Genomic DNA, 24490 nt, shown 5'->3' with positions numbered 1-24490 from the left:
ATATTTTTAACCCTAGCAGACTAGATAAATCTTGCCTCAACCCTATAGATAGGTTGCCCTTTTTGAGAGAATTTTTCCTCATACTCGGTCATAATATTTCCCTCGAAATCTGCCGCATGCAAGTCCAACCAGACGCCTAGCAAGGTCATTCCATACTGGGAAAAGCTGACTAGACTGTACTCAAAGAGGCCTCTATTGTCCGTTTTAAAATGGATTTCTCCTTGAGCAGGCAAAATCTGCTGATAGGTCTCCAAAAAAGACTTGTAGGTCAGGCGTCTCTTTGCATGTTTTTTCTTGGGCCAAGGATCTGAAAAGTTCAGATAAAGGCGATCGATTTCTGCATCCGCAAAATAGTTGGTCAAGCTAGAACCATCTACTCGAAGCAATTTGACATTTGGCAAACCTTGTTCCAAAACTCGGTCCAGCGCGTAGCTCAGAACAGAAAGTTGGATATCAATCCCGATGTAGTTGATGTCTGGGTTAGCCGCTGCCATCCTTGTGATGAAGCGCCCCTTACCAGAGCCCACTTCGATGTGAATCGGATTATCGTTACCAAAGACCTGATGCCACTTGCCCTTGTACGCTTCAGGATCCAAAATCACATATTGAGGATTCTCCGCCAATAGGGCTTCTGCTCCCTTTCGTTTTCTAACTCTCATACTGCCCTCTTAATTCACGGAATCGACGAAGCGCATAGACTTCTTTGTTTACATTCTCAATATTATGGGTCTCAAAGCACTTGTTGATTTGGTAGAGATAGGACAGTTGCCCGTACCATTCCACCTTGCTTAGGACCAATGCATTGTATTTGTAGCCATAGGCAGTCAACCATTCCTTCCAATCAGGTCGAGGAATGTAATGACTGAGGATGTGCGCCACATCAAACATCCGATCCGTCAACCGAACCGTGTCCCAATCTGTCAGGTAAACCATGCCTGACTTGGTCTCAATCCAATTGGTATGGTGGATATCCCCATGTACAATCGTGGCATGGTCTTCATTAAATCGTGGTTGATCTTGCAAAAGCTCTTTGGCGATCGATTGCAGGTAGGTATTTTCCCTCACCTGTAGAACCGATTCCGACTGCCAATGACGAACAAGGTCTGCCGGGGTCTCATGGGTATGGCCTAGCTTGGTCAGCTGGTTAACCAAGAGTTTAGACCGGTGCAGCCGCGTCAAAATACTGATAATCTGCTTGCTGCCCATGTCCTGCTTATCAAGAGTACGCCCGTCTAACCACTCTTGGGCACTCATAATTGACCCAGTCAGAGTCCGCTTGCTCCATAGGAGCTTGGGAGCAATCTGTTCCTTAGCCAAAGCCGCTAAAATAGGGGTCGTATTCATCTTGATAAAGGCCTCTGTACCATCTGGATAAGTACCTTTATAAGCTTGGCCGCTAAATCCTGGAATCGGGGCCAAACTTAATCCATCATCTGTGTATTGCATGTTGCTCTCCTTAGAAATTCTCTACTATTTTACTAGTTTTAAGTGCCTTAGTCAATCAATTTCTCTATTTTGTAAGGAAGATAAACCAAGTTTAACACAATTTGCACCCCTAGCAAGATGAGGAGGTAGATTTTATCTTGAAAGAAGACCGCTGCCACAATAACTTGAACGGAAAGTAAGAGGCTAAAGAAGCGGTTTAAGAGGGTTCTCAAAGCCCTTTTTTTCTCAGCTGCTGCAATTGGCAAAAGCCCGGCCATGTACTGATAGTCATAGTGGTTGTAAAGGGCCACGAGCTGGAAAAGAAGCAGGTAGTTAAAGAGCAAGGCCAGCACTGTCGCCACCAAATCTTGTCCAATAAGACTGAGACTAAAAAGACTTAACAGACTCAGACGAAGAGCCAAACTCAAATAATCTCCCGACCGCAAAAAAGCCCGCACAAAGAGATAGAGCCAGGTCCCTTGCGGAAAGAGACTGAGAAGAGGGTCTAAAAAAGCCCTGCGTCTAACCGTTTGAGAAATGCCTTTCACCTGCGTAAAGAGGGAGAAAAACTTGAGAATCGACTGCTTTTGATTGCGATCGTGGTCAATCGCTGACGCCCATGACACCCGTTTCTGGGTGGTTAGACTTGCCAATTTTCTTCGAAAGTAGACCAGTTTAATGACAAGAGACAGGGCCACCAAGACCAGGTAAACAAGCAGGGAAATCTGGGCAGCCAAGGCAAGGGGATAGAGAAAAACAGCAATTCCGACCTGGACCAAGGTCCAAACAAGGACCCCTTTCCGGTAAGCCTGCCCAATCCCTAGAGCGACCTGGCCTTCCTTGGTTAACAAAAAGTGCTGGTCAGGCCGCTCCAGATAGGCCGTAAAATTCCCTAAAAAACTGACCCCCAATAGGAGGACTACAAGCACCATCCTTAAGACAAGAGACTCCTGAGGGGGATTTTTAACCAACTGGCTGTATTGAACCATGACAAACCCCATCCCCAAAAGCAGAAAAAGAACAAAATGATCGTTGAGCACATACTTCAAATACCTGGCGCATTGCTTATGAAAGAGGTGACGCCGTCTTACAAACAAGGCTCTCATACGGCTTCCTCCGTCAAGCGCAGGTAGATGGCATTGAGGTCCGCTCCAGGCATGTCAAAGGCCTCTTGAAGGTCTTCCAATCGCCCCTGAGCCTTGATTTCACCATGGTGCAGGATGACGAAGCGGTCGCACATCTTTTCTGCCGAGTCAAGCACGTGGGTGGACATCAAGATAGAAGTGCCTTTAGCCTTTTCTTGAGCTAGCAGATCTTTCAGGTCCTGAATTGCTAAGGGATCAAGGCCCAAAAACGGTTCATCCACAATCAAAAGACTGGGCTCCACAATCAAGGCACAGATAATCATCACCTTCTGCTTCATACCCTTGGAAAAGTTGACTGGAAACCAATCTAGACGCTGATCCAGACGAAAGAGTTTCAAGAGTCTTTCCGCCCTATCCAAGGCCTGCTTAGGTGGGATATCATAGGCCATGGCCACCACTTCCAGGTGTTCTTTCAGGGTCAGCTCTTCATAAAGACTGGGCGTTTCAGGGATAAAGCCGATTTTTTTGCGGTAGCTTTCCGTGTCCCGATTCAAGCTCAAGCCGTCAATAGTAATCTGCCCCTGGTAAGGTGTCAACAGGCCAATAATTTCATTGATTGTGGTAGACTTTCCTGCACCATTTAACCCAATGAGCCCCACCAACTCACCATCGGCAATCTCAAAGGAAATATTTCTAAGAACTGGGATGTTGGCATAACCTCCCGTTACATTTTGGATGTTTAACATTCATTTCTCCGATTTTTTTGATATAATTTATTATAACAGATTCAAGAAAAGAGGTAAAACCATGACTGACTGTATTTTCTGTAAAATTGTCTCTGGCCAAATTCCGTCTTCTAAGGTTTACGAAGATGATCAGGTTCTCGCCTTCCTAGATATTACCCAAGTAACCCCCGGCCACACTCTGGTCATTCCTAAGACGCATGTGGCAGATATCTTTGACATGGACAGCGATACCGCAGGCTTGGTTTTTGCCCGCATTCCCAAAATTGCTAGCCAACTCAAGGAAAAACTGGGGGCCAAGGGATTAAATATCATCAACAATAACGGAGAAGCAGCTGGGCAAACGGTTTTCCATAGCCACATCCACCTCCTACCACGTTTAGATAAGGAAGATGGACTGGCGATTCAGTTTGAGACTCATGAACCCGATTTTACCCAACTCGCTCAACTCGCTCAAGAACTCTACTTGGAGGCATAACCCATGAAACTTAGACGACTCCTCTGGACAGGAACCGCCGCTTACCTGGCTTATCAAGCCATCAAGCACCGCAAAACCATCAAGCGTGAGGCCCTTGAAACAAAGGCATTGGCTGATGAGGCAGGCGCTCATCTCAAAGACATCAAGAGCCAGATCGCCTTTATCCAAAGCCAAATCCCAAAGGTCACTGAAATGGCCAAAGACCTCAACTACAAGGCCCAAATCTTCCAAGGTGAGGTGGCAGCTCGGACCGAACAAATGCCACTCCTACAAAAGGATGAATCCAGCAAATAGCATTAAACCTTGCATCCCTTAATTCGGGACTTGTTGTCGGTGTTACCCTATTATCTAGTAGTTGAAAAATACTGCGACTAAGTCAGGATGGCGTTACCAAGTCGGAGCACAGCTTAAGCTTAAGGCAATTAGCAAAAAATAAGCCTAACAGTTTCTAGCTTAAATGGGACTAGAAAGTCTTTGAAACGGCTACACTGCCAATAAAGGCATACCTGATTTTCTAAACAGGTATGCCTTTTGGTATCTCAAATTAAGAGAGTTTATTGGTCCGCCGTGACTTCTGGAACTGCTTCTGTTACAATAGGCTGCTCAACTGGCACTGCTTCCGTCACAGGATTAAATTCTTGAATAGGCTCTAGCTGAGGCTGGATTTGAGGCAGACTCTGAGTCTCACCTCCCCAGACCTCTGTGCTGCTATAGCCTGTTGCTTCTGGACTAGATCCATAAAGTTCCTCATAAAGAACTGCCGTTGTTTTCAGCTCTTTTCTGGCAGTCTTTCCAAGAGATGTCTGTAAAGTATTTTGCATTTCAAGAAGGTGCTCAGAAGTCGTGACCTGATAGCTTCCTTCCCCTATAGTAGCATCTTCACCTGCCAATTGGTAAGTCTTTATTTTTTTAAGGGCATCTCGGTAGCCTAACCATTGGGGAATCGTTTCTCTGGTAAGCGCAATATCCGTCCTAACATTATCTGAAACTGCTTTTAAAATGGCCTTATACTTGCTGACGCTATTCATGCTCAGCAGCTTTTTGATGATTAGCTGAATCACTTCACGCTGGCGTTTTTGGCGACCGTAGTCTCCTTCAGGATCCTGATAACGCATGCGGGCGTATACTAGAGCTTGCTCGCCATTCACTGTCTGCTTGCCCGGTTCAATGGTCTGGGTGTACTCAGGTTCCTGATCCTCGATAGAGATCGTAAAGCCCAAGGTATTATTTACCGTAATCCCTCCGACAGCATCGACCAAATCAATCATCCCTTGCATGTTGATCATGACGTAGCGGTCGATAGTGATATTCATCATATCTTCAACCGTTGCAATAGCCATTTCTGGACCGCCCATAGCATAAGCCGCATTTAATTTCGCTTCTGTGTCTGTCGGTTCACCTTCTTCGTCCGATAGTTTGACCAAGATATCGCGTTCTAGACTCATCATAGAGGTCGTCTTGGTCAGGGGATTCACTGTCACCAAGAGCATGGAGTCGCTGTTGCCGACCCAATCATCTTCTCGGGAACCTGATCCTGTATCCACTCCCATAAACAAGATGGTAAAGGGATCCGTCGCTTCAATCACAGACGGTTCTTCACCCTCATGGATAGGACGATAGGTCTTTCCCAGTTCGTCTGCTGTTGCTCCATACAAGGTGAAAAAATAAGTTCCTCCTGCAATGAGCGTTGTCACTAGGATCGCCGCCAGCATGGCTGCTATTTTTTTTCCAATTGTCATTCGCCTTCTTCATCTATCAGTTTCCCCATCAGGTAAACGTCAAGAAACTCTCCATTCTCTGTCTTGGCTCCTCTTTTCTGAGTGCCTTCAATTTCAAATCCAAATTGTTCATAAAGGGCAATCGCGCGTTGATTACGGACTTGAACTGTCAACTCTAAGCGTCTAATAATACCAGAATGAACCGCCCAGTCCACAGCCTCTTCCATCAAGATGTGGCCGATACCATGGCCCCAGTAATTTTTTCGCACAGCGATAAAGACATCACCGATATGTTCTATGCGAAGTTGTCTACCAGCCCTGATATTAAGCATACCGATGACTTCTTCGTCCACAAGAGCGAGCAAGCACAGCTGGTTAATAAGCTTCAAACTGTCTTCTAAAGACTGGGCTAAAGCCTTTTCCGTTCCTTGGTAGCCATTTTCATCCATGATTAAATAGTCCGACTCTCGGCCGACCTGATTAAAGAAAGCAATGATGCTTGCTGCATCTGCTTGACTAGCTTCTCTGAAAACAACTTCCTTCTTAAGCAATAGTTAAAGCCTCCACTAACTGCTTGGACCTAGGCCCCTTAGCCTCTAAGGTCAACTGCCTTCCTTCACCTGAGACAGCCAGTTTAACCTCCAGATAGTCTTTTGGCAAAGACGACTCCAGCAACTTGCCCCACTCTATCACCGTGACGCCTTCTCCAAAAAGAAATTCATCCAGATCAATCGAATCTGGATCGTCCCCGATCCGATAAACATCCAGATGATAGAGCGGCAGACGCCCTTCATATTCACGGACGATGGTGTAGGTTGGACTTTTGATCATTTGAGCAATTCCTAGTCCTTGAGCAATTCCCTTAGTCACAGTTGTCTTGCCAGCCCCCAAATCACCCGTTAGAACAATGACATCCTGAGCTTCTAGCAATTCCCCCAACTGTTTTCCAAACGCCACTAAGGCTGTCTCATTTTCGATATGCATGCTAGCATTATACCAAAAAGGACAGGCTCCTGTCCCCCACTAAGCTAACTGTTACCAAATTGTAACACAGTCAAAATCAGAATTTTGCATACCTGGATAGGCTGATACGATTGGGGTTAAATGACCGCGATAGATTCCTCTAAAAGGCCAAGCGGTAGCTGACCATGCCAATGACTAATAGCAGATAGGTTATCCAAGCTAGATGGCGTTTATGAGACTCGAAGATAGTTTCTTCACCCTTAATCCGTAGAAAAATGGCACACAAAGCACCCCCAACAGCGCCACCCAGATGTCCAGCATGGCTGATCCCTGACGACATCCAGCCCAGCAATACATTCATGACCAGGAGCATCAGGTAACTTTGCCCCAAAATTCGGAGATAAGGATTTCTCGCAAAATAGCGGAGCACCGCCATTGAGGCAAAGAGGCCAAAGATAGCTGTCGACGCACCCGCTGCAACAACTGTCGGAGTCAAAAAGAGGACAAAGACATTTCCCATTATCCCTGACAAGAAATAAAAGAGCGCAAACTTCAACGAACCAAACAGGTTTTCCAATTGATGCCCCAAGAAATAAATAGACAAACTATTTAACAGTATGTGCTCCCAACCGATATGGACAAAAATGGCTGAAATAAGCCGCCACAGATTGCTAGGATTCTGCCGGATAGCTGCCCCTAGCATACCACCAAAGTCATAAACGGCCTGAGCACTAGTCGCTTGATTGAAGCGCAGTATTTGCATGGCTAGAAAAACAAGCCAAGTGACCAATAAAATGCCACTGGTCACAGGGTAACGCTTATCAAACACTGTTTTTAACACCAACAATAACCTCCTCAACCGGCTGGTCATGAGCCTCCGGCAAAAATTCCCTAATCTGAAAATCATAAGAGAGACTGACCGTCTTTCCCTCATAATCTGCTAAATAGCGGTCATAAAAGCCACCGCCAAAGCCAATGCGATAGCCCTGCTGATTCCAAATGAGACCCGGCACCAGGATCAGGTCAATAGCCCCTTTTTCTACAACTTCCATATTGGTCGGCTCTAGCACCCCAAATGAAGAGCGTTCTAGATGGCCTGCTTGATAGGGTACGAAGACCATCTGTCCCCCCTTCAAAGTCTTTGGAACCAAGATTTGCTTGCCGTCTGCCCTCGCTGCCTTAATCAAGGAGGCCGTATTTACCTCAAAAGCTAGAGACAAGTATAGCGCCACTGTCGTGCTCTTTTGGTATTTAGAACTCTCCATTAAGCGCCTAATCAAGGCTTGGTCGCGTTCTTCTTTGACCAGCGGATCTTGGCCTTTTAACTGAGCCAATACTGCTTGGCGTAAAGCTGATTTAGACACTACTTGCTCCATTCAAACGGCTAGCTAGGAAGTTCCCGACCTTTTCCACGGCAAATGGCAGAGCTGCTTCATCAGGTGAAAGTTTAGGATTATGGAGCGGGTATGGCGTATCAACTCCCAGCCAAAACATAACTCCTGGTATCTTACTCAACAAGAACCCAAAATCCTCGCCTGTCATAGCCGGAAGGCAATCCAACATAGTCACCTCCGGATCATTTTCATAGAAAGCCATAAACTGGCCTGCCAGCTCAGGATTATTTTCAACCGGCAGATAGCCCGCCTCGATCAGATCAATCGACACTGCCACACCAAAACTCGCTGCAATACCTTCTGCGACCGCTTTAACACGCTTCTGGACCAACTGCCCCATCTCACGGGTCAAACTCCGAATGGTTCCATGCAGATGCGCCGTCTCGGCAATGACATTATTGGTAGTCCCAGCATGGAAACTGCCAAAGGTCACAACAGCCCCTTCGATCGGATCTACATTGCGGCTGACGACAGACTGCACCTGGGTGACAAAATAACTAGCCGCCACCAGGGCATCATTGGCTGTATGAGGGAAGGCCGCATGACCGCCCTTGCCGGTGAAGGTGATCTTGACTTCACAAGTTCCAGCAAAGAGCGTGCTGGTATTGGTCGCCATTTCCCCAACCTTGAGGTCCGGACGGACATGCAGGGCATAGAATTCGTCTGGCTTGCAGTCGTCCAAGACGCCTGCCTCATACATGAGCTTGCCGCCTGCTAAATTTTCCTCAGCAGGTTGAAAAAGGATGAGGAAGTTGTTCTTGGGCTGCTGCTCTGCTATTTTTTCCAAAAGACCTAGGGCGATGGTCATATGAAAATCATGGCCACAGGCATGCATCCGCCCCTCATGCTGGCTGGCAAAAGCGAGCCCTGTCTCCTCAAGGATGGGCAGGCCGTCAATATCTGTCCGCCAGCCGATGGTTTTTTCAGCTGCATAGCCCGCCAAGGTCACCATAATGCCTGTACGCCAGGTTTTAAGGGCCGCAAATGGGCAATCTTTCAAGACTTGCTCCAATTGATGCAAGAGGTAGGCCTGGGTCCTATACTCCTCCAGGCCGATTTCAGGAATCTGATGGAGGTCTCGGCGGATGGTCAATAAGTCAAGTGTCATAGGTTTCTCCTAGTTGAAAAGAGAGTGGAAGAGAAATCGGTCATTCGTCAGAATTCGATTTCGTCGCCCACCTCCGCATGGCTTGGATAGTCACTTCCCTGACTATCCAAGGTGCGAGCCTTGAAATCAGAAAGCGAGCAAGGTCGTAGGAAGTGACTGTTTGAGGTTGGAAATTAAGGAAGCAAGGCTTTCCACGTTCGTTGGGGAGCTAAAAGCTGATGAAATCAGCTTATTAGGGTCCACTAGCAGTGGTTCATTGGTGCTAAAGCACCTAATGAACCGTGTAGCGGCAGCTCTAAAACTAGCAAAGCCAGCATTGTCTCTTTTTTATTTCTAGGAGACAACCTTGTACAGCCTAACCCTAGGCTGTATAAGCTCCCAGCCTCTGCGTCTTGCTCAACAAATCAAAAATAATTGAGAGGCAAGGAATTTGTCCCAGCCTCTAGATATTACAAATTACGCAGTGCTTCTTCGAGAGCTGTTTTTTGTTGGGTCTTTTCATCAATTTCCTTGATGATGCGGGCTGGAACACCAGCAACGACCACATTTTCCGGCACGTCTTGGGTCACGATGGCACCGGCTGCGACAACTGACCCATTCCCGATTTGAACGCCTTCGATAACAACCGCATTGGCACCGACCAAGACATTGTCGCCGACACGGACTGGCTCTGCAGAAGCTGGCTCAATCACACCCGCCAAGACAGCACCTGCACCGATGTGGCTGTTCTTGCCGACTGTCGCACGACCGCCCAGAATGGCACCCATGTCAATCATGGTACCTGCACCGATTTCTGCACCGATGTTGATCACAGCCCCCATCATGATGACCGCATTGTCGCCGATAGACACCTGGTCACGGATGATGGCACCTGGTTCGATACGGGCATTGATGTTCTTTTTGTCCAGCAATGGCACAGCAGAGTTACGCGCATCATTTTCGATAACATAGTTCTTGTTTTCAGTCAGTCCTGCCAAGAGTGGTTCCACGTCCTTCCAGTCACCGAAGAGGACATTGCCCAGCTTGGTTACTGATTCTGGCACATCACCAGCCAATTCACCTTCAAACGTAACCTTGACAGCCGTTTTCTTGACAGCATTTCCGATAAAAGCGATGATTTCTTGGGCAGACATTTTTGTTGCAGTCATAAGATTCTCCTAAAGTATTAGATTATTAAACTGTATCAAGAAAGCAAAGAATCACGTTTACAAGGTACAACTGTCAACCTGACTTATTCCTTTTAAACTTCGATACAAGTGTCCCCACTATTATAGCAAAAATTCAGACTATTTGACAGAAAAAAGAACCCCGAAAGCGAGGTCCATTCTTTTAATTTACAGAAGTAAGGATTAGACGGGTTTCGCCTGTCGGCTTTTCAAATTCATAGTGGTTTGAGAAGTCTGTTGAAATAATTTCTCCTTCTTCCAATTTGATGGCCACATCAGCGTTAGAACCGCTCAAGGTCTGGCTTCTCCTATCCTCAGTAACTAAATTGACAATTTCAATGCGCCATTCAACATACTCTTTATTCAGGGAGACGTTACTGCTCAACTTATAGGTACCAGGTTCAACGTTCCGACCAGCCACATACTGACGACCAACTCCCAGTTCTGTAGAAGGCTCAACATCCTTTCTAATCGCTGTGAAACGAATCTTAGAACGCCAGTAGGACAACGGATACATTTTACTCGGTAGCCTTTTACTAGTCTACCTGCCGTCCTGAAGTTTGTCCCAGATAACGACTTTCCCATTCTCCAATGACTTTTGTACATCGATAATCCGCTGGTTGGAGGAGCCACGAAATTGGAGCATGAGGTTGCGTTTGGTCCGGTCATACCGCCCATCCACCAGAATATCAATCAAGGATAGAAGTTCTAGCTTGTCTGGCGTTTCCAGCATCATCTCTTCCCAGGTATAGCCTGTCCAAGACCAGATGTCCTTTTCTGGAAGCTCTCTTCGAATTCGTTTGACCAAGGGCAGCAGGATTCCGGTGTTGAGAAAGGGTTCTCCACCCAAGAGGGTCAGGCCCTGGACATAGGGTTGGGCCAAATCAGCCATGATCTGCTCCTCCAGCGCCTCTGTGTAGGGAATACCCGCCCGAAAATTCCAAGTGGCGACATTGTAACACCCTTCGCAATGAAAGAGGCAGCCGCTGACATAGAGAGAACACCGGACCCCTTCTCCATCCACAAAGTTAAAGGCCTTGTAATCCATAATCCGCCCACAACTAAGCTCTTCACTCTTCCATTCTTGGGGTTTCGGATTGTTCATACAAGGCTCCTTACTGGTGTCAAGTGACACTCCTATACAGTTTTACTCATTTCTACCCAATAGCGCTCGGTCCCCTCGCGCACGTCCTCTAAGACACCACCGTTGGCAACAATGGTCGCTCGGCTAGCTGGGTTTTCCGTCGAGCAGGTAATGAGGGCTTTGGTGATATTTTTCTGTGGGCATTCCAGCAAGCCCAGACGCAACTGCTCCTTGGCGTAGCCCTTGCCCCGCTCGCTAGGACGGATGGAGTAGCCGATATGACCTCCTTGCTCCAGCAGAAAGTCATTGAGCCGCAGACGAAGATGAAGAAAGCCCAAAGCTCGTCCAGCCTCATCAAAAGAGACAAACTGAACTGCCGGCACAAACTCCTCTGGGATATTGAGCCCCATCTCCGCGTCAGCATTATACTGAAGCCAGTCCGCGTAGTCAAAGTTTTCTGGGTCCCAGAAACCACCGTCTGTCGCTGAGCCTGAGGCGATAAACTCTGCCATCATCTCTTCTACGGCCGCCTGGTCGGCGGCGGTTGGTCGTCTTAGTTGCATGGTTTTCTCCTTAGTCTGGCAGTTTCACATCCAGTTTTCCGCTGGTTTCTTGAATGTGGTTGATTTGGTGGCAGAGCCAATGGCTGAGCAGGCTGCTAGTAGGGTCTACTGGATTTTGTCCGGTCTCTATGGCCTGCAAGAACTGGTCCACAGCCGTCTCAAAGCCACGCTTATAGAGGGTGGTTTCCCAGGAACCAAAGGCGTCTTTTGTCACTTGATTGCCCTGATAGATGGTTAGGTCGTCCAAGTTTTCTAAATGGTAGGTCGCATTCGCCAGCTGGACCTCCATCACTTCACGGCGGCTACCCGATTGCAGGTTCATGCTGGACACGATGGTAGAAGCCTTGGTCTCCAGAGTGACTGTCACCTGGCGTAGCTGGCTCTTGTCCTCCTCACTGACATGGTAATGAAATTGTCCCGCAATCAGTGGCTCATCTGCTAAGAACAAGGCTGTATCTAGAGGATGTATAAACAAATCAAAGAGCTTGTACTGCAAATCTTCTGTCCGATTGATGTCATTCTTTTCTGTGACGATGCGGGTTTTGCCTGTCTGAGCCGCCATCTGGATGACCTTGGGGGCAAAACGACGATTAAAACCAGCCATCAAGAAGGTCTGATTCGCCTCGGCCAAATCATAGAGGGCCTTGCTGCTGGCGTAATCCTCTGTCAAGGGCTTGTCCATGTAGACAGGAATTCCCTTCTTCAAAAAGAGCTGGGCCAACTCCACATGGGCCACCGTTGCCGCATGGATCATGACCCCGTCTAAATCTGCATCTAGCAAGGTTGTCAGACTGTCATAGGATACTGCTTGACCAAATAAAGCAACCACTTCTTCGCGCACCTCTTCCTTACGAGTAAAGACGTGCCATTCAATGCCAGATAATTGCCGCATATAGGGCAAATAAGCCTTCTGGGAAATCCCTCCGATTCCCACAATTCCGATTTTTTTCATCCGTTTCCCTTCTAAAAACAGGTGACGCTTTTCACGCCACCTGCCTCTTTCGAGCCGGTTTATTTCTTCTTACCAGCTTTTTTCAAGAGCGCCTGCACGCGCGCCTTCTTATCATCTTTCACATTGGAATGCTTCTCATGGAATTTTTCCACTAATTGCATGCCTTTATAGTCTAATTGATATTTACCCATTAGTTTCTCCTTCATACCCATTAAATGACAGCAAAATAGGATCTTTCGCCGATAGTTTAGTATACCATACTATTTTCCCGGTGTCTTGATGGTGGAGCCATTCATGTGTTTGACACGGGCAGAGATTTCTTTGTGGCGGCCATTAACCATCGGTCTGGCCTGAGGATTGCCCAGGTAGCCACAAGTGCGTTTGACCACATCCACTGTCTTGGGATCACTATTGCCACAGTTCGGACACTTAAAGCCGCGTTCTGTCGGCTCAAAATCCCCTTCATAACCACAAGCATAACACTTATCAATCGGTGTATTGGTCCCCAAATACCCCACTCGGTCATAGGCATAATCCCAAACAGCTTCTAAAGCTTTTGGATTTTGTTGGAGCACAGGGTACTCACAATAATGGATAAAGCCCCCGCTAGCCCCTGATTCTGGGTAAATTTTTTCAAATTCTAACTTCTCAAAAGGTGTCGGATGTTTGCGAACATCATAATGGAAGGAATTTGTATAATATTCTTTATCTGTGATGTCCTTAACGTGACCAAATTTCTCGGTATCCAAACGGCAAAAACGGTCTGTCAAACTTTCAGAAGGTGTCGAATAGACGGAGAAATGATAGCCATACTCATCCGACCACGCCTCACACAATGCCTTCATAGCTTTCACAATCTCAATGGTAAAAGCCTTTGCTTCAGGTTGACTTTCCCATTCGCCACCATAAAAAGCTGTCGCTACCTCATAAAGACCGATATAGCCAAGCGAGATTGTAGCCCTGCGGTTTCTAAAGAGGTCATCGACATTGCCATCTCTGCTCAGCCTTTCCCCAAAAGCGCCATACTGATACAAAATCGGTGCATTGGCAGGACTGGCTTCTTTGACACGATTGATCCGATAAACGAGAGCATCCTTGGCAATCCCCATCCGCTCACTAAAAATCTGCCAGAAACGTTCTTGACGACCTTCTGATTCCAAAGCTATCCGTGGAAGATTGACCGTCACAACGCCAAGGTTCATCCGGCCGGAGGTCACATCTTTTCCGTCCTCGTCTGTCCATCCCTGCAAGAAGGATCGGCAACCCATGGGCACCTTGAAGGAGCCTGTCAAGGCGACGATTCTGTCATAGGACAAGATATCTGGGTACATCCGTTTGGTCGCACACTCCAAAGCTAATTCCTTGATATCGTAGTTGGGGGAATCCGGTTCCAGATTGACCCCACGCTTGAGGGTAAAGATCAATTTTGGAAAAATCGCAGTCCGGCCTTCTTTGCCCAAGCCCTTGATGCGGATCTTGAGGATGGCCTTTTGGATCTCTCGCTCAAACCAGTCCGTCCCCAAGCCAAATCCCAGAGAGGTAAAGGGTGTTTGCCCGTTTGAGGTAAAGAGGGTATTGATCTCATACTCCAAGGACTGCATGGCATCGTAGATGTCCTTTTTGGTCTTCTCCAGAGCATATTCTTCCCACTTGCCTTCGACCACCCACTGCTTGGCTTCTTTTAGGTGCTTGCCATAATTGAGCCTAGCATAAGGAGCCAAAACCTCATCGATCCGATCTGCCGAGCAACCTCCATATTGACTTGACGCCACATTAGCAATGATTTGAGACATTTGGGCAGTCGCTGTTTGAATTGACTTAGGGCTCTCCACATCCGCATTGCCAATCTTAAAGCCATTTGCCAGCATTCCTTTAAAATCAATCAAGCAACAGTTGGTCATGGGCGTATAGGGGCTATAGTCTAGGTCATGGTAGTGGATCTCCCCTTTTTGGTGACTGTTAGCCACGTGGGCAGGTAACATCTTCAAGCCAATACTTTTACCGACAATGCCTGCCGTCAAATCACGCTGGGTATTAAAAACATCACTGTCTTTATTGGCATTCTCATTGACCACTGCCTGATCCTTTTGGACGAGTTTCTCAATGGAATAATTGATATCCGTCGCTTGATGGCGCTCAAAATCTCGTTTCTTACGATAATTGATATACTCGTCTGCTAAGTCATAAACCTTACTTTCTAGCAATTCCTGCTCAACAATAGCTTGAATCTCATAAATTTTGATATCTTTTTGGAAACGGCTAAAAATCTCAGCAACCACACGATCAGCTACCTTTTCTAAGACCTGCTCCAAGAGCGGTGTCATTTCTGTTCGAGCCTGAGCCGCTTTCCACAAAGCCTGTTCGATTTTCAAGCGATCAAAGGGAACCAGCCGCCCATCGCGCTTCCATACCAAAAGTTCCTGTGTCTGACTCATCTTTCTTGCCTCGCGTCTCTTTGATACTTACATTGTCTATTTTATCACTTAATTAAATAAAAAACAATATCTTGTGGAAGAAAATAAATTTTTATTCTCATAACACAAGATATTGTGTTTATTTTAATTGATATAACTTGAATTGTGATAGGTTTGTAGCCACTTCCTGGTAATTTTCTTCCAAGTGATGAGCTACTGTCTCTGGCAAATCTAGGTCTTGATTAACCACCACAATTTTAGCACGATCATATCCCAAGGCCAGGGTCAGTGCTTTTTGCTGGCCATCTGTTATATTGTAGGTATCAGGAATAATGATTTCTGCGGAAGCAAAGCGCTGACTAGTCAGATAAATTGAGGCGCTATCGTCCCAGGCATAGATCAGATCCTTCTTTGACGTTTCCTCGGCAATCTTGCTGGCTATTTCTTGCCGCTCTGCCTGAACAGCCCCTTGATCAAACCAGAGCCAGGCAGGGTAGGCGATGAGATAGAGCGACGCCAAGATTGGTAAGAAGGCATTTAAGGCCCAATAAGAGGTCACAGGCGCTGTGTCCCCAAGCCATTCTTCTTCTGCTGCTCCCTCTTCTGAATCGCTGAGTTGGCTAAAGACTGACCGCTCTGCTATGTAGCTAGCCGTCAAGACAAGCCCATAAGGCAGGACTAGCAAGAGATGGGACGGCGAAAATTGAGGGGTCAGCAAGGCAAGGGCTACCGCCACAAGCATGGTCAGATAAAGCAAGACCTTGCTGGCACGATTTTCAGGCCTAATGAGACTAAAACCGCCGTAGATAAAACTGGTCAATAGGCCCGTCCCCAAGAGATAGACCGCCAGCAAAAAGAAGAAAAGCAAGGGCTCTTCCTGCCAGCGACCGAGAGACTGCAAGGGGACTAAAACCGTCTGTTCAATGGCTGCACCGACATTCTGATACAAAATGGTGTAGTAGCCGACCGTGTAGAGAATCAAACTAAAACCAAAAACTGTTGCTAAAAGTTGGTACAGCCCTCTGGCTTTCTGCCCTTGCTTAACATTGTAGACCAGCAGGACCAAGCCAGCTGTCAGCCACAGGAGGCTGCTCTTGGGGTCAATTAAGAAGACCAGGGCCCCATTGACCCCATAAAGAATGAAACCTTCATCTCTGGACTCCCCTGCCAGGTACTTGATCAAGAAGAGCAAGCCATAGAGGACAAAAGGCAGAGCAAAGAGCGGGGCATAAAGCCCTCCCCAAGCTAAAATCCCCACACAAAGGTAAAAGGCCAAGAGCATTTGGCGACTGAGCTCCGCTAGGCCTGTCAACTGAAAAAGGCACTTGTAGAAGGCTATACCTGCTAGCAGGACCAGCACAAACTGGACAACCATCAGCCCTAGAGAATTGCCCAAGACACTGCCAAGCAAGAGCAAGACATGGTAGATCAACCCTCCAGAACTATAAAAATCCATATAAGGGACATGACCTGCCAGAAAGGCTTGCCCAGTGTAGAGGGCCTGGGTTTGGAGACTATCTGCAAAGCGGGTCAAGAAGGGATTGGCCACACTCAAAAGACTCAGCAAGGCACTTAGCCCCAGCAGCAGGCCCCAAGGTAGTTTGACCCTCAGCTGTCTAAGAGAAGGCCTTTTTTCCTCAGAATTGTTTAAATGCCTGCCTTGGTAGCGCAAGCGCTTAGTACGACTATAACTCATTTCACTTCTCCTTACTCGATACCCTCCTAGTATATCAAAAAGTAGAGACCGTGTCATGAACTTCCTGTCGTCTAAAGGGGACACCTGCCTCTCCCTGTCTGGCCAATTCCTCCAATTCCCGGAATGTCCTAAAGACAAAGAACCTCTCTTCTCTCTTTTTTTCATCTTCCATCTGAAAGTCCTCCTACCTCTTTATCCGTAAGCACTTTCTATTTTTTCGGATTTTTGCTATACTTTGGGTATGAAAAAACTCTATACCCACCTTTATCGATTTGGTTTTTACCTGTTTTGTGCCTTGGCCATATTAATTGAAATACTAGCCATTATCCTCTTTTTTATTTTCTTAGCGGATAAGGCACCTTTTTTATGGACACTTGTCGGTCTCATTTACATCGGATCCATCCTGTCCATTATCAACCGCAATACCGCACCTGAAAACAAGGTGACCTGGCTAGTCATCATCTTTGTCCTGCCTGGTGTTGGAAGCCTCTTTTATCTCATGTTTTTTGAACGACGAATTGATAAAACAGAACGGCAGCATTTTAAAAAAATCGAAAATAGAGCCCTTCGACATGTGCTTCCGCCTCAAGAACACCCCATTCTGGCCAAATTGCAACAAACAGATCCTACAACCTACAACCACCTTCACGCCCTTCTGACTATCGATCCATCCGCTCAACCCTACCAGGAAACTCAAGCTTCCTATTTTGCCCTCGGCGAGGACCTGTGGCAACAATTATTACAAGACCTCAGAACAGCCAAGCACTTTATCTTCATGGAATATTACATCGTAGAGCTTGGCCAAATGTGGGATGCCATTTTAGCAATCCTTCTTGAAAAGGTAGCAGAAGGGGTTGAAGTCCGTTTTCTCTACGACGATATTGGGTGCATGGTAACCCTGCCCAATGATTACGATAACCACTTACGGCAATTAGGTATCACGGCAGCCAAATTTAATCGCATGTCCCCTAGAGCTTCTGTCGTCTACAACAACCGAAGCCACCGCAAAATGACTATCATTGACGGTCAAATCGGCTATACCGGGGGCATTAATCTAGCTGATGAATACATCAATGCTATCGAACGCTTCGGACACTGGAAAGATGGGGGCATGCGCTTGGAAGGTCAAGCCGTGCAAGGGCTAACCAAGCTCTTCTTGCTCAATTGGGACATCAATTCCATTGAAGTGTCAGACTTTAACCACTATCAAAACATGACGCAGCCCGTTGATAGCGACGGAGCCATCTATGTCCCTTATGGCTCGGGGCCTAAGCCTATCTACCCTCGCCCAGTCGGTAAAATTGTCTACCTCAACCTTCTCAAGTTAGCCAAGCACTATGTCTACATCACCACCCCCTATCTCATCATCGACTATGACTTGACAGAGGACTTGAAAAATGCGGCTCTCCGTGGGGTTGAAGTCATCATTCTCATGCCCTTTATCGCAGACAAACCGCTTATTCAGATTGTTAACCGTTCGGCCTACGACGAGCTTAGAGGAGCTGGTGTTCGCATTTTTGAATATACCCCAGGCTTTATTCACAGTAAAAACTTTGTGGTTGATGATATCTACGGAGTTATCGGCACCATCAATCTAGACTACCGTAGCCTGGTCCATCACTATGAAAATGCCGTCTTCATGTACAATTCCCCAGTTATCTTAGACAGCAAAAAAGATTTCCTAGAAGCCCTTTCCGTCTCCCAAGAAATCTTTGACGACACCCTAAAAATCAGCAAGCGGCACAAACTGATCAAGGGCATTGTCGAAGTCTTCGCACCCATGCTCTAAGGAACATCAAAAAAATAACTTGCCTTTTCCACCAAAATCGTGTATGATATTACTATCACCTGCGGAGGTGGTGGAACGGCAGACACGCATGCTTCAGGCGCATGTGCCCGTACGGGTGTGAGGGTTCAAATCCCTTCCTCCGCATGAATGACGAAAAACCAGTTATCTTAAACCCAGTGAGGTCAGAGATAGCTGGTTTTTTATTTTTCAGAGTTTCGTCAAGAGTAGTCGCTTGCTGTTACTTATAATGTTTAATGTTTTTGTAGTTGAATAATATCATTAAATTGATTAGTTAACTCAGTATTTAAGTGGTGAGTAATGGTTATATAAGTAATTTCAGGATTATTTAGAAGGCCATTTTCTATTAGACTGGCATTATGACTATCAAGATTCGCTGTCGCTTCGTCCATGATAATGAATGTACGATGTTTTAAAAGGGAACGAGCAATACCAATCCGTTGTTTTTGTCCTTCAGATAGTAAGTCTGAAGAAACCGTTTCATCTAATCGAGGTAATAAGTCGAGGAGATTTACCTTATTCAAAACACTACCATATTTTTATCCCAAACATCATTTTATAAAATTTATTTATCTCAAACAGACCAGCTAGATTAGACTCCCACTAAAAAAGCAAGAGGTGTTTGTCTTTTGGACAGCCTCTTGCTCTTTTTCTGGTTCTTATAACTGATGGTAGGAATTGTAGACGTCCTGTCTGGAGAGTCCAGTTTGCTTAGCAACGGCCTTGATGGCCTGGTTGGTTTTATGGCCTTGGTCAATCAAGGCCTGGACAGCAGCAACGATAGCCACAGGTTCTTCAGCCTCAGAACTTTCTTCTGAACCATCCCAACCTGCCACAATGAGAAGGCATTCGCCCTTGAGCGGCTTTTCTGCCACATATTCTAAGACCTCAGAGATGCTTCCTCGCAAGAATTCCTCATAGAGCTTAGTCAATTCTCTGACAAGAACTACCTGGCGTTCCCCATAAACAGCTAACAGATTGGTTAGAGTATCTGCGACGCGGTAAGGAGATTCATAAAAAATCTGAGTCTCTGGATAAGTTTTTTTAGCCTCGAAAAATTGCTTCTGCTGGCCGGACTTTCGTGGCAAAAACCCATAAAAGACATGAGGCTGAGGGACCAGGCCAGAGGCGATCAAGGCCGTAATACCCGCAGAAGCGCCAGGCAGAGCCACCACCTTGATGCCTTCTGCCACAGCGGCACAAACCAGATCATGCCCCGGATCAGAGATCGAAGGCAGGCCAGCATCCGATACCTGCGCCAGATTCTTGCCCTCTTTTAAGTGGGCAAGTAGCTCAGGAATCTTGGCGTAAGCATTGTGCTCATGAAAAGAGGTTTGCCCTGTTTCTATTTCAAAATGTTTCAGCAAAATACCTGTATTGCGCGTGTCTTCTGCCGCTATTAAATCCACCATCTTCAGAGTTTCTATAGCCCTGAAAGTCATGTCCCCCAGATTCCCAATCGGTGTCGGAACCAAATAAAGGACTCCAGATTCGGTTGGGTTGCGAAATGATTCTTGTCTCTGCATCTTAATCCCTGTAAAGCAATTCTAAACACCAGGCACAATCTTCCCCATCATGCCTGCGTTGACCGTAAAAAACATTACACACATGGAAGTCATCTTCATAGATTTTTTGAAGATTACTGATTCCTTGGCTTCTTGGCTTGACCTCTGTTGGAGATTGTAGCTGATTCAGGCGGTCTCTTAGCTTATCATTTTCCAATCGCAGAGCTGTGTTCTCCTCCATCAGATCCTGCAAGTATTTTTTAATGTTCTCAACTTCAGCCAGTGTTGAAAACAAGTCCTTTGAAAGATTTTCTAAAGCCTCAAAATGGCCTCTCTTTTCCATACGTTCCTCATTCTAATCTAATATCATAAACTCTAGTGCATTTTGAAAGGACACATTGGCCTGCCACATGGTTTTCGCCTTTAATAGGGACCTCAACGCTTCTTGGGCAGGCTTAGCAGGCAACTCTCTGGCCAACAGCAAAGTCAGCAAATCAAACACTTGGCCCTGTTCAGTTTTATCCTGGACCTGCTGAGCCAATTTGGCCACCGTCAAATAAGCCTTGGCCTGACCCTCTAACACCTGCCTAACCCATTGTTCACCAAGCTTTAACAGGCCTTGAAAATGGCTGCTTTTGCTAAGAGCAAGGGCCTGCTCAACTGTCGGGCACAAGTCACTCAGGAGCTGGGCCTGAGTCTTCAAAAGGCCCTCTTTTTCTAAATCTTCGATCATGATTGCCCGATTTTTCGGAAAATGAAAGACCTGACACCGGCTCCTGATCGTCGGTAGAATCCCATCTTCTCGATCCGTTAGAAGAAAAATCCTGATGTTACTTTGAGGTTCTTCGATAAATTTCAGCAGGCTGTTAGCACCGTTGAGGTGGAGCTTGTCCGCTTCCTGAATGATCAAGACCTGGTGGTCTGTTTCAAAGCCGGACTGGGCAAAATCTTGCAGAATCTCCCTCACCATATCGGTTTTAATGACTTGATTGGTCGGACTTAGTCTCCTGACGTCAGAGAATTCTCCTTGAGCGATCAACCGACAAGGCCTACAAGCTTCACAAGGCAAACCTTCTTCCGGTGCCTCACAATATTGAGACTGGGCTAAAAACAGAGCCATCTCCAGTTGCCCAAAGGCCCCTGTAAAAAGATAGGCGTGCCCCATTCGCCCAGACTGGACCAAGTGACTAAAAGCTGTGTATAATTGGGGTTGCCAACGTTTCAAGTCTGCCTTAGTCATTTAGTCGCTCCTGCAAGAAAGCCTCAATCACGGACCAGGCAGCAGCCACTACATCTTCCAAGGGTTGGGAAGCATCTAGCTTGACGAGGCGGTCAGGATTTTCCGCTAAAATGGCCAAATAGCCCTCTCGTACACGTTCGTGGAGACTGACGCTCTCTAAGTCGAGACGGTTGACCTCATGCCCCCTAAACTGAGCAATTCTGGCCAAACCTTCTCGCACATCAATATCAAAATAAAGGGTCAGATCAGGTACCAGGCCATCTGTCGCAAAGCGATTGAGCCAGTGGACATCGGATGGGGCAAGGCCGCGACCGTAACCCTGATAGGCAACCGACGAATCAATGAAGCGATCAACCAGAACAATCTGCCCCTCTTCAAGAGCAGGCAAAATCCGTTCCTTGAGATGCTGGCGCCTAGCCGCTACGTAGAGCAAGAGTTCTGTCTTGTCATCCATTGTCGTATGTTCCGGATCCAGGATCACCTCTCGAATTTTCTCCGCAATCGGTACACCACCAGGCTCTCTGGTCATCAGGACCTGCCCATAAGCCTCAAACTTAGGCAATAAGGCCTTGATGACACTGGTCTTTCCAGCCCCTTCTGGCCCCTCTACTGAAATCACGATTCCCTTTGCCATCTTATCTCCTTCCATTCGTCTCTTCATTTTAACAAAATTTCACCAAAAAAGCATGCCTGTGGTCAATATTATTTGCCATAGCCGTTTCCGCACAAACTTCCCCCTTTTTTCTATCGGTAAAGCATTTCTATAAATATGGTATAATAGTTTCACAAGGAGGATTTATGGTAACCCTTAAACCTTTTACCTATCCGCAAGAAGCACTAGCCATTAAACAACTCTACGGAAGTGTTGGCTGGACGAATTACCTCAAAGATGATGAATCTCTGGAGCGAGCTTTTGAACAATCCCTCTATCTTTTGGGGGCTTTCAAAGAAGAAGAGTTAGTTGGGTTTATCCGCTGTGTTGGCGATGGGGAACATATTGTCCTAATTCAAGACATATTGGTCCATCCAGACCTGCAGAGGCAAGGCATCGGTCGAAGGCTTTTGAAAAAGATCCGGGACCATTACAAGCATGTCCGCCAGTTCCAGCTCAACACGGACCTTCATGACCCTACTGCCAATCAATTTTACCGGGATTTTGGCATGAGGCCCCTAGAAGAGGGCCAAATGATTGCCTATTTCCGTTAATGCTGAATCAAAAGTAAAATGAGATGATTTAAGCTGATACCTGACCATAGCCAAGAGAAATGGGCATCAACTATCTTTTCACCTGTCGCACTGAGTCTAAAAAGTACCGATGAGACACGAGAGGCAGAAGAGCCACCCCTGTCCATCACGCTTTCTACCTCATTTTGATTTTACAAACCAGCTCCATAAGTAAGCTAACATCGATTCATAAAGGAGAACCTTATGCCCTCATACAGCGGTTTCCACAAAAAAACACGGCAAGAACGCCTTGATATTCTCATGCAAGAGAAAACGTTCACCCCTGAAGCTCTTGAAACCTTAAACACTGACCGTAACCTTCCTGAGCCCATTGCCGGTCAAATGGTAGAGAACCATATCGGGACCTTCGCCCTGCCCATGAGCGTCGTCCCTGAGATGCTGGTCAACAATGAGACCTATACCCTTCCCCTTGTCACAGAGGAGCCTTCTGTAGTCGCTGCCCTCAACTATGCTAGCCAGATCATCGGCAAGTCTGGCGGATTTGCCACCAGCGTCCAGAATCGGCTCATGATCGGCCAAGTCGCCCTCTACGATCTTCCTGATTTGGAGGAGGCTAAGGCAACTATCTGTCAGCACAAGGCTGAAATCATCGATTTGGCCAACGCTTCGCACCCATCTATCTTAAAGCGAGGAGGAGGAGCCAGGGACCTTCGCCTAGACATTAAAGAAGACTTCCTAATCGTCTATCTGCTGGCAGATGTCAAGGAAGCAATGGGCGCCAATATGATTAATAATATGTTGGAAGGCATCAAGCCTTATTTGGTAGAACTTTCCCAAGGCCAAGCCCTCATGGCTATCCTATCTAACTATGCCACCGAATCCTTGGTTACTGCCACCTGTCGAATCGCCTTTGATCGGATTCCAGGTGGACAAGAAACTGCCAAAAAAATCACCCTGGCCAGCCGTCTTGCCCAAGTGGATCCCTACCGGGCCGCAACGCACAATAAGGGAATTTTCAACGGCATTGATGCCCTAGTTCTGGCTACCGGCAATGACTGGCGAGCTATCGAAGCTGGCTGTCACGCTTACGCCTGCCAGGACGGGCAGTATAGAGGGCTCTCCAGCTGGTCCATAGTGGACGATCAGCTGGTAGGTACCCTAACCCTCCCCATGCCTATCGCCACAGTCGGCGGTTCTATCGGTCTAAACCCTAAAGTAAAACTCGCTTTTGAGCTCCTAGGACATCCCGACGCTAAAACACTGGCTGGGCTTGTCGCCTCTGCTGGACTAGCACAAAACTTTGCGGCCCTAAGAGCCCTTGTCACCACAGGCATTCAAGCTGGCCACATGAAACTACAGGCTAAATCCCTGGCCATGCTGGCAGGTGCCCAAGGAGACGATATCGAAATCGTCGCTCAAAAATTGAGAGAAGGGCAACATACCAATTTAGAAAAGGCTAAAAACATATTAGAAGAGTTGAGAAAAAACCAACCCTGACTGAGACAATCCCATCAATCCTAGAGTAGGACTGATGGGATTGTTTTGTAATAACCAATATCCCTAAGGAATAATAGAAAAATCGCTGGAAGTTTGCCCATCTCTGCTGATTTCCCGTCTCGTTAAATTTCCATTTAATATGAAAATGTAGGTCATGAAAATATCGCGAAACCTAAATCTACACCCACGTCACCAATAAAATGAAATCAAATGTGACCGATATTTTGGAAAACTACTGATTTTATGCCCCAATTGGGGCAAATCTATTTGCCTTATTTCCAACCTCCAAGTGTCAATCCCCTGACACTTTTGACGCAAATCTATTTGCCTCATTTCCAAGCTCCAAGTATCAATCCCCTGACACTTTTGACACAAATCTATTTGCCTTATTTCCAACCTCCAAGTGTCAATCCCCTGACACTTTTGACGCAAATCTATTTGCCTTATTTCCAACCTCCAAGTGTCAA

Annotated in this window: 30 protein-coding genes and 1 tRNA gene; 7 read left to right on the top strand and 24 right to left on the bottom strand. The window is 46.7% G+C overall.

From position 1 onward, the window contains the following. Nucleotides 1-20 precede the first annotated feature (20 nt). Genes trmB through ABID29_RS06705 form a run of 4 tightly spaced genes read right to left on the bottom strand, consistent with a single transcriptional unit; the run spans nt 21 to nt 3256 of the window. The gene (trmB, locus tag ABID29_RS06720; RefSeq protein WP_354365319.1) at nt 21-659 is read right to left on the bottom strand and encodes a tRNA (guanosine(46)-N7)-methyltransferase TrmB; all 639 of its coding nucleotides are present in this window, start codon (nt 657-659) and stop codon (nt 21-23) included. Then, complete coding sequence (gene ccrZ, locus ABID29_RS06715) at nt 649-1446, bottom strand: cell cycle regulator CcrZ (RefSeq protein ID WP_354365318.1); 798 nt, start codon at nt 1444-1446, stop codon at nt 649-651. The genes trmB and ccrZ overlap by 11 nt, the downstream gene beginning before the upstream one ends. 47 nt (nt 1447-1493) lie before the next feature. Beyond that, on the bottom strand, nt 1494-2531 hold the full coding sequence (locus tag ABID29_RS06710) for an ABC transporter permease (RefSeq protein ID WP_354365316.1): 1038 nt from the start codon (nt 2529-2531) through the stop codon (nt 1494-1496). Next, nucleotides 2528-3256 (bottom strand): ABC transporter ATP-binding protein, encoded by a 729-nt coding sequence (locus ABID29_RS06705; protein WP_354365314.1) that lies wholly within the window; start codon nt 3254-3256, stop codon nt 2528-2530. The genes ABID29_RS06710 and ABID29_RS06705 overlap by 4 nt, the downstream gene beginning before the upstream one ends. Nucleotides 3257-3317: 61 nt before the next feature. Between ABID29_RS06705 and ABID29_RS06700 the strand changes: the two genes are divergently transcribed. Together ABID29_RS06700 and ABID29_RS06695 are read left to right on the top strand one after the other, a co-directional pair. Next, nucleotides 3318-3731: an HIT family protein gene (locus ABID29_RS06700; protein WP_354365313.1), complete on the top strand. Its 414-nt coding sequence runs from the start codon at nt 3318-3320 to the stop codon at nt 3729-3731. A gap of 3 nt (nt 3732-3734) precedes the next feature. Further along, complete coding sequence (locus ABID29_RS06695) at nt 3735-4025, top strand: hypothetical protein (protein ID WP_354365311.1); 291 nt, start codon at nt 3735-3737, stop codon at nt 4023-4025. A 260-nt stretch (nt 4026-4285) separates the two neighbouring features. Here ABID29_RS06695 and lytR read toward each other — a convergent pair whose 3' ends face one another. The 15 genes from lytR to ABID29_RS06620 form a co-directional block, all read right to left on the bottom strand. Then, nucleotides 4286-5464: a glycopolymer--peptidoglycan transferase LytR gene (gene lytR / locus ABID29_RS06690; RefSeq protein ID WP_354365370.1), complete on the bottom strand. Its 1179-nt coding sequence runs from the start codon at nt 5462-5464 to the stop codon at nt 4286-4288. A gap of 2 nt (nt 5465-5466) precedes the next feature. Then, nucleotides 5467-6000, bottom strand: coding sequence for a GNAT family N-acetyltransferase (locus ABID29_RS06685; protein WP_354365310.1), 534 nt, complete (start codon nt 5998-6000; stop codon nt 5467-5469). Beyond that, the gene (tsaE, locus tag ABID29_RS06680) at nt 5993-6433 is read right to left on the bottom strand and encodes a tRNA (adenosine(37)-N6)-threonylcarbamoyltransferase complex ATPase subunit type 1 TsaE (RefSeq protein WP_354365309.1); all 441 of its coding nucleotides are present in this window, start codon (nt 6431-6433) and stop codon (nt 5993-5995) included. Before tsaE ends, ABID29_RS06685 begins: the two co-directional genes overlap by 8 nt. A gap of 139 nt (nt 6434-6572) precedes the next feature. Next, nucleotides 6573-7253, bottom strand: a complete 681-nt coding sequence (locus tag ABID29_RS06675; protein WP_354365307.1) for a rhomboid family intramembrane serine protease — start codon at nt 7251-7253, stop codon at nt 6573-6575. After that, nucleotides 7234-7776: a 5-formyltetrahydrofolate cyclo-ligase gene (locus ABID29_RS06670; protein ID WP_354365305.1), complete on the bottom strand. Its 543-nt coding sequence runs from the start codon at nt 7774-7776 to the stop codon at nt 7234-7236. The genes ABID29_RS06675 and ABID29_RS06670 overlap by 20 nt, the downstream gene beginning before the upstream one ends. Then, complete coding sequence (locus tag ABID29_RS06665) at nt 7769-8914, bottom strand: N-acetyldiaminopimelate deacetylase (RefSeq protein ID WP_354365304.1); 1146 nt, start codon at nt 8912-8914, stop codon at nt 7769-7771. The genes ABID29_RS06670 and ABID29_RS06665 overlap by 8 nt, the downstream gene beginning before the upstream one ends. A 449-nt stretch (nt 8915-9363) precedes the next feature. Further along, a complete protein-coding gene (gene dapD / locus ABID29_RS06660) occupies nt 9364-10062 on the bottom strand; it encodes a 2,3,4,5-tetrahydropyridine-2,6-dicarboxylate N-acetyltransferase (RefSeq protein WP_354365302.1) in 699 nt (232 codons plus the stop codon). Between the two features lie 181 nt (nt 10063-10243). Further along, the gene (locus ABID29_RS06655) at nt 10244-10597 is read right to left on the bottom strand and encodes a hypothetical protein (protein WP_354365300.1); all 354 of its coding nucleotides are present in this window, start codon (nt 10595-10597) and stop codon (nt 10244-10246) included. Between the two features lie 24 nt (nt 10598-10621). Further along, nucleotides 10622-11185, bottom strand: coding sequence for an anaerobic ribonucleoside-triphosphate reductase activating protein (gene nrdG / locus ABID29_RS06650; protein WP_354365299.1), 564 nt, complete (start codon nt 11183-11185; stop codon nt 10622-10624). A 32-nt stretch (nt 11186-11217) separates the two neighbouring features. Further along, the gene (locus ABID29_RS06645; RefSeq protein WP_354365298.1) at nt 11218-11727 is read right to left on the bottom strand and encodes a GNAT family N-acetyltransferase; all 510 of its coding nucleotides are present in this window, start codon (nt 11725-11727) and stop codon (nt 11218-11220) included. A gap of 10 nt (nt 11728-11737) precedes the next feature. Further along, on the bottom strand, nt 11738-12679 hold the full coding sequence (locus ABID29_RS06640) for a Gfo/Idh/MocA family protein (protein ID WP_354365296.1): 942 nt from the start codon (nt 12677-12679) through the stop codon (nt 11738-11740). Nucleotides 12680-12738: 59 nt separating this feature from the next. After that, complete coding sequence (locus tag ABID29_RS06635) at nt 12739-12870, bottom strand: hypothetical protein (protein ID WP_018377538.1); 132 nt, start codon at nt 12868-12870, stop codon at nt 12739-12741. Between the two features lie 69 nt (nt 12871-12939). Then, on the bottom strand, nt 12940-15114 hold the full coding sequence (gene nrdD, locus ABID29_RS06630) for an anaerobic ribonucleoside-triphosphate reductase (RefSeq protein WP_354365295.1): 2175 nt from the start codon (nt 15112-15114) through the stop codon (nt 12940-12942). Nucleotides 15115-15232: 118 nt separating this feature from the next. Further along, nucleotides 15233-16789 carry a quinol oxidase gene (locus ABID29_RS06625; protein WP_354365294.1) on the bottom strand — a complete coding sequence of 519 codons (1557 nt, stop codon included), beginning with the start codon at nt 16787-16789 and terminating at the stop codon, nt 15233-15235. Between the two features lie 34 nt (nt 16790-16823). Beyond that, a complete protein-coding gene (locus ABID29_RS06620; protein ID WP_354365292.1) occupies nt 16824-16961 on the bottom strand; it encodes a hypothetical protein in 138 nt (45 codons plus the stop codon). A gap of 69 nt (nt 16962-17030) precedes the next feature. Here ABID29_RS06620 and cls point away from each other — a divergent pair, with 69 nt between their 5' ends. Then, complete coding sequence (cls, locus tag ABID29_RS06615; protein WP_168548357.1) at nt 17031-18578, top strand: cardiolipin synthase; 1548 nt, start codon at nt 17031-17033, stop codon at nt 18576-18578. 61 nt (nt 18579-18639) lie between these two features. After that, nucleotides 18640-18722: transfer RNA gene (locus tag ABID29_RS06610), tRNA-Leu, on the top strand. Nucleotides 18723-18829: 107 nt separating this feature from the next. On the opposite strand, the gene ABID29_RS06605 is transcribed toward ABID29_RS06610, so the two are convergent. The 5 genes from ABID29_RS06605 to tmk all read right to left on the bottom strand — a co-directional run bounded on the left by ABID29_RS06605 (nt 18830) and on the right by tmk (nt 21975). After that, on the bottom strand, nt 18830-19120 hold the full coding sequence (locus ABID29_RS06605; RefSeq protein ID WP_354365290.1) for an ATP-binding cassette domain-containing protein: 291 nt from the start codon (nt 19118-19120) through the stop codon (nt 18830-18832). A 135-nt stretch (nt 19121-19255) separates the two neighbouring features. Continuing rightward, nucleotides 19256-20122: a 16S rRNA (cytidine(1402)-2'-O)-methyltransferase gene (gene rsmI, locus ABID29_RS06600; protein WP_354365288.1), complete on the bottom strand. Its 867-nt coding sequence runs from the start codon at nt 20120-20122 to the stop codon at nt 19256-19258. A 1-nt stretch (nt 20123) separates the two neighbouring features. Continuing rightward, nucleotides 20124-20444: a DNA replication initiation control protein YabA gene (gene yabA, locus ABID29_RS06595; protein WP_354365286.1), complete on the bottom strand. Its 321-nt coding sequence runs from the start codon at nt 20442-20444 to the stop codon at nt 20124-20126. A gap of 12 nt (nt 20445-20456) precedes the next feature. Beyond that, complete coding sequence (locus ABID29_RS06590; RefSeq protein ID WP_354365284.1) at nt 20457-21341, bottom strand: DNA polymerase III subunit delta'; 885 nt, start codon at nt 21339-21341, stop codon at nt 20457-20459. Next, on the bottom strand, nt 21334-21975 hold the full coding sequence (gene tmk / locus ABID29_RS06585; RefSeq protein WP_354365282.1) for a dTMP kinase: 642 nt from the start codon (nt 21973-21975) through the stop codon (nt 21334-21336). The genes ABID29_RS06590 and tmk overlap by 8 nt, the downstream gene beginning before the upstream one ends. 164 nt (nt 21976-22139) lie before the next feature. On the opposite strand from tmk, the gene ABID29_RS06580 reads away from it, so the two are divergent. The 3 genes from ABID29_RS06580 to ABID29_RS06570 form a co-directional block, all read left to right on the top strand. Next, entirely contained in the window at nt 22140-22547 is a 408-nt protein-coding gene (locus tag ABID29_RS06580; protein ID WP_354365280.1) for a GNAT family N-acetyltransferase, read from the top strand. A gap of 222 nt (nt 22548-22769) precedes the next feature. After that, a complete protein-coding gene (locus ABID29_RS06575) occupies nt 22770-24023 on the top strand; it encodes a hydroxymethylglutaryl-CoA reductase, degradative (protein WP_354365278.1) in 1254 nt (417 codons plus the stop codon). Nucleotides 24024-24266: 243 nt separating this feature from the next. Then, nucleotides 24267-24490 (top strand): hypothetical protein (locus tag ABID29_RS06570; RefSeq protein WP_354365276.1); only part of this gene is annotated, 224 nt, incomplete at its 3' end.

The sequence above is a fragment of the Streptococcus rupicaprae genome (assembly GCF_040545225.1).
Classification (GTDB): Bacteria; Bacillota; Bacilli; order Lactobacillales; family Streptococcaceae; genus Streptococcus; species Streptococcus rupicaprae.
The sequence above is the reverse complement of the archived record's forward strand: the minus strand, read 5'-3'. Positions and strand labels throughout refer to the sequence as shown.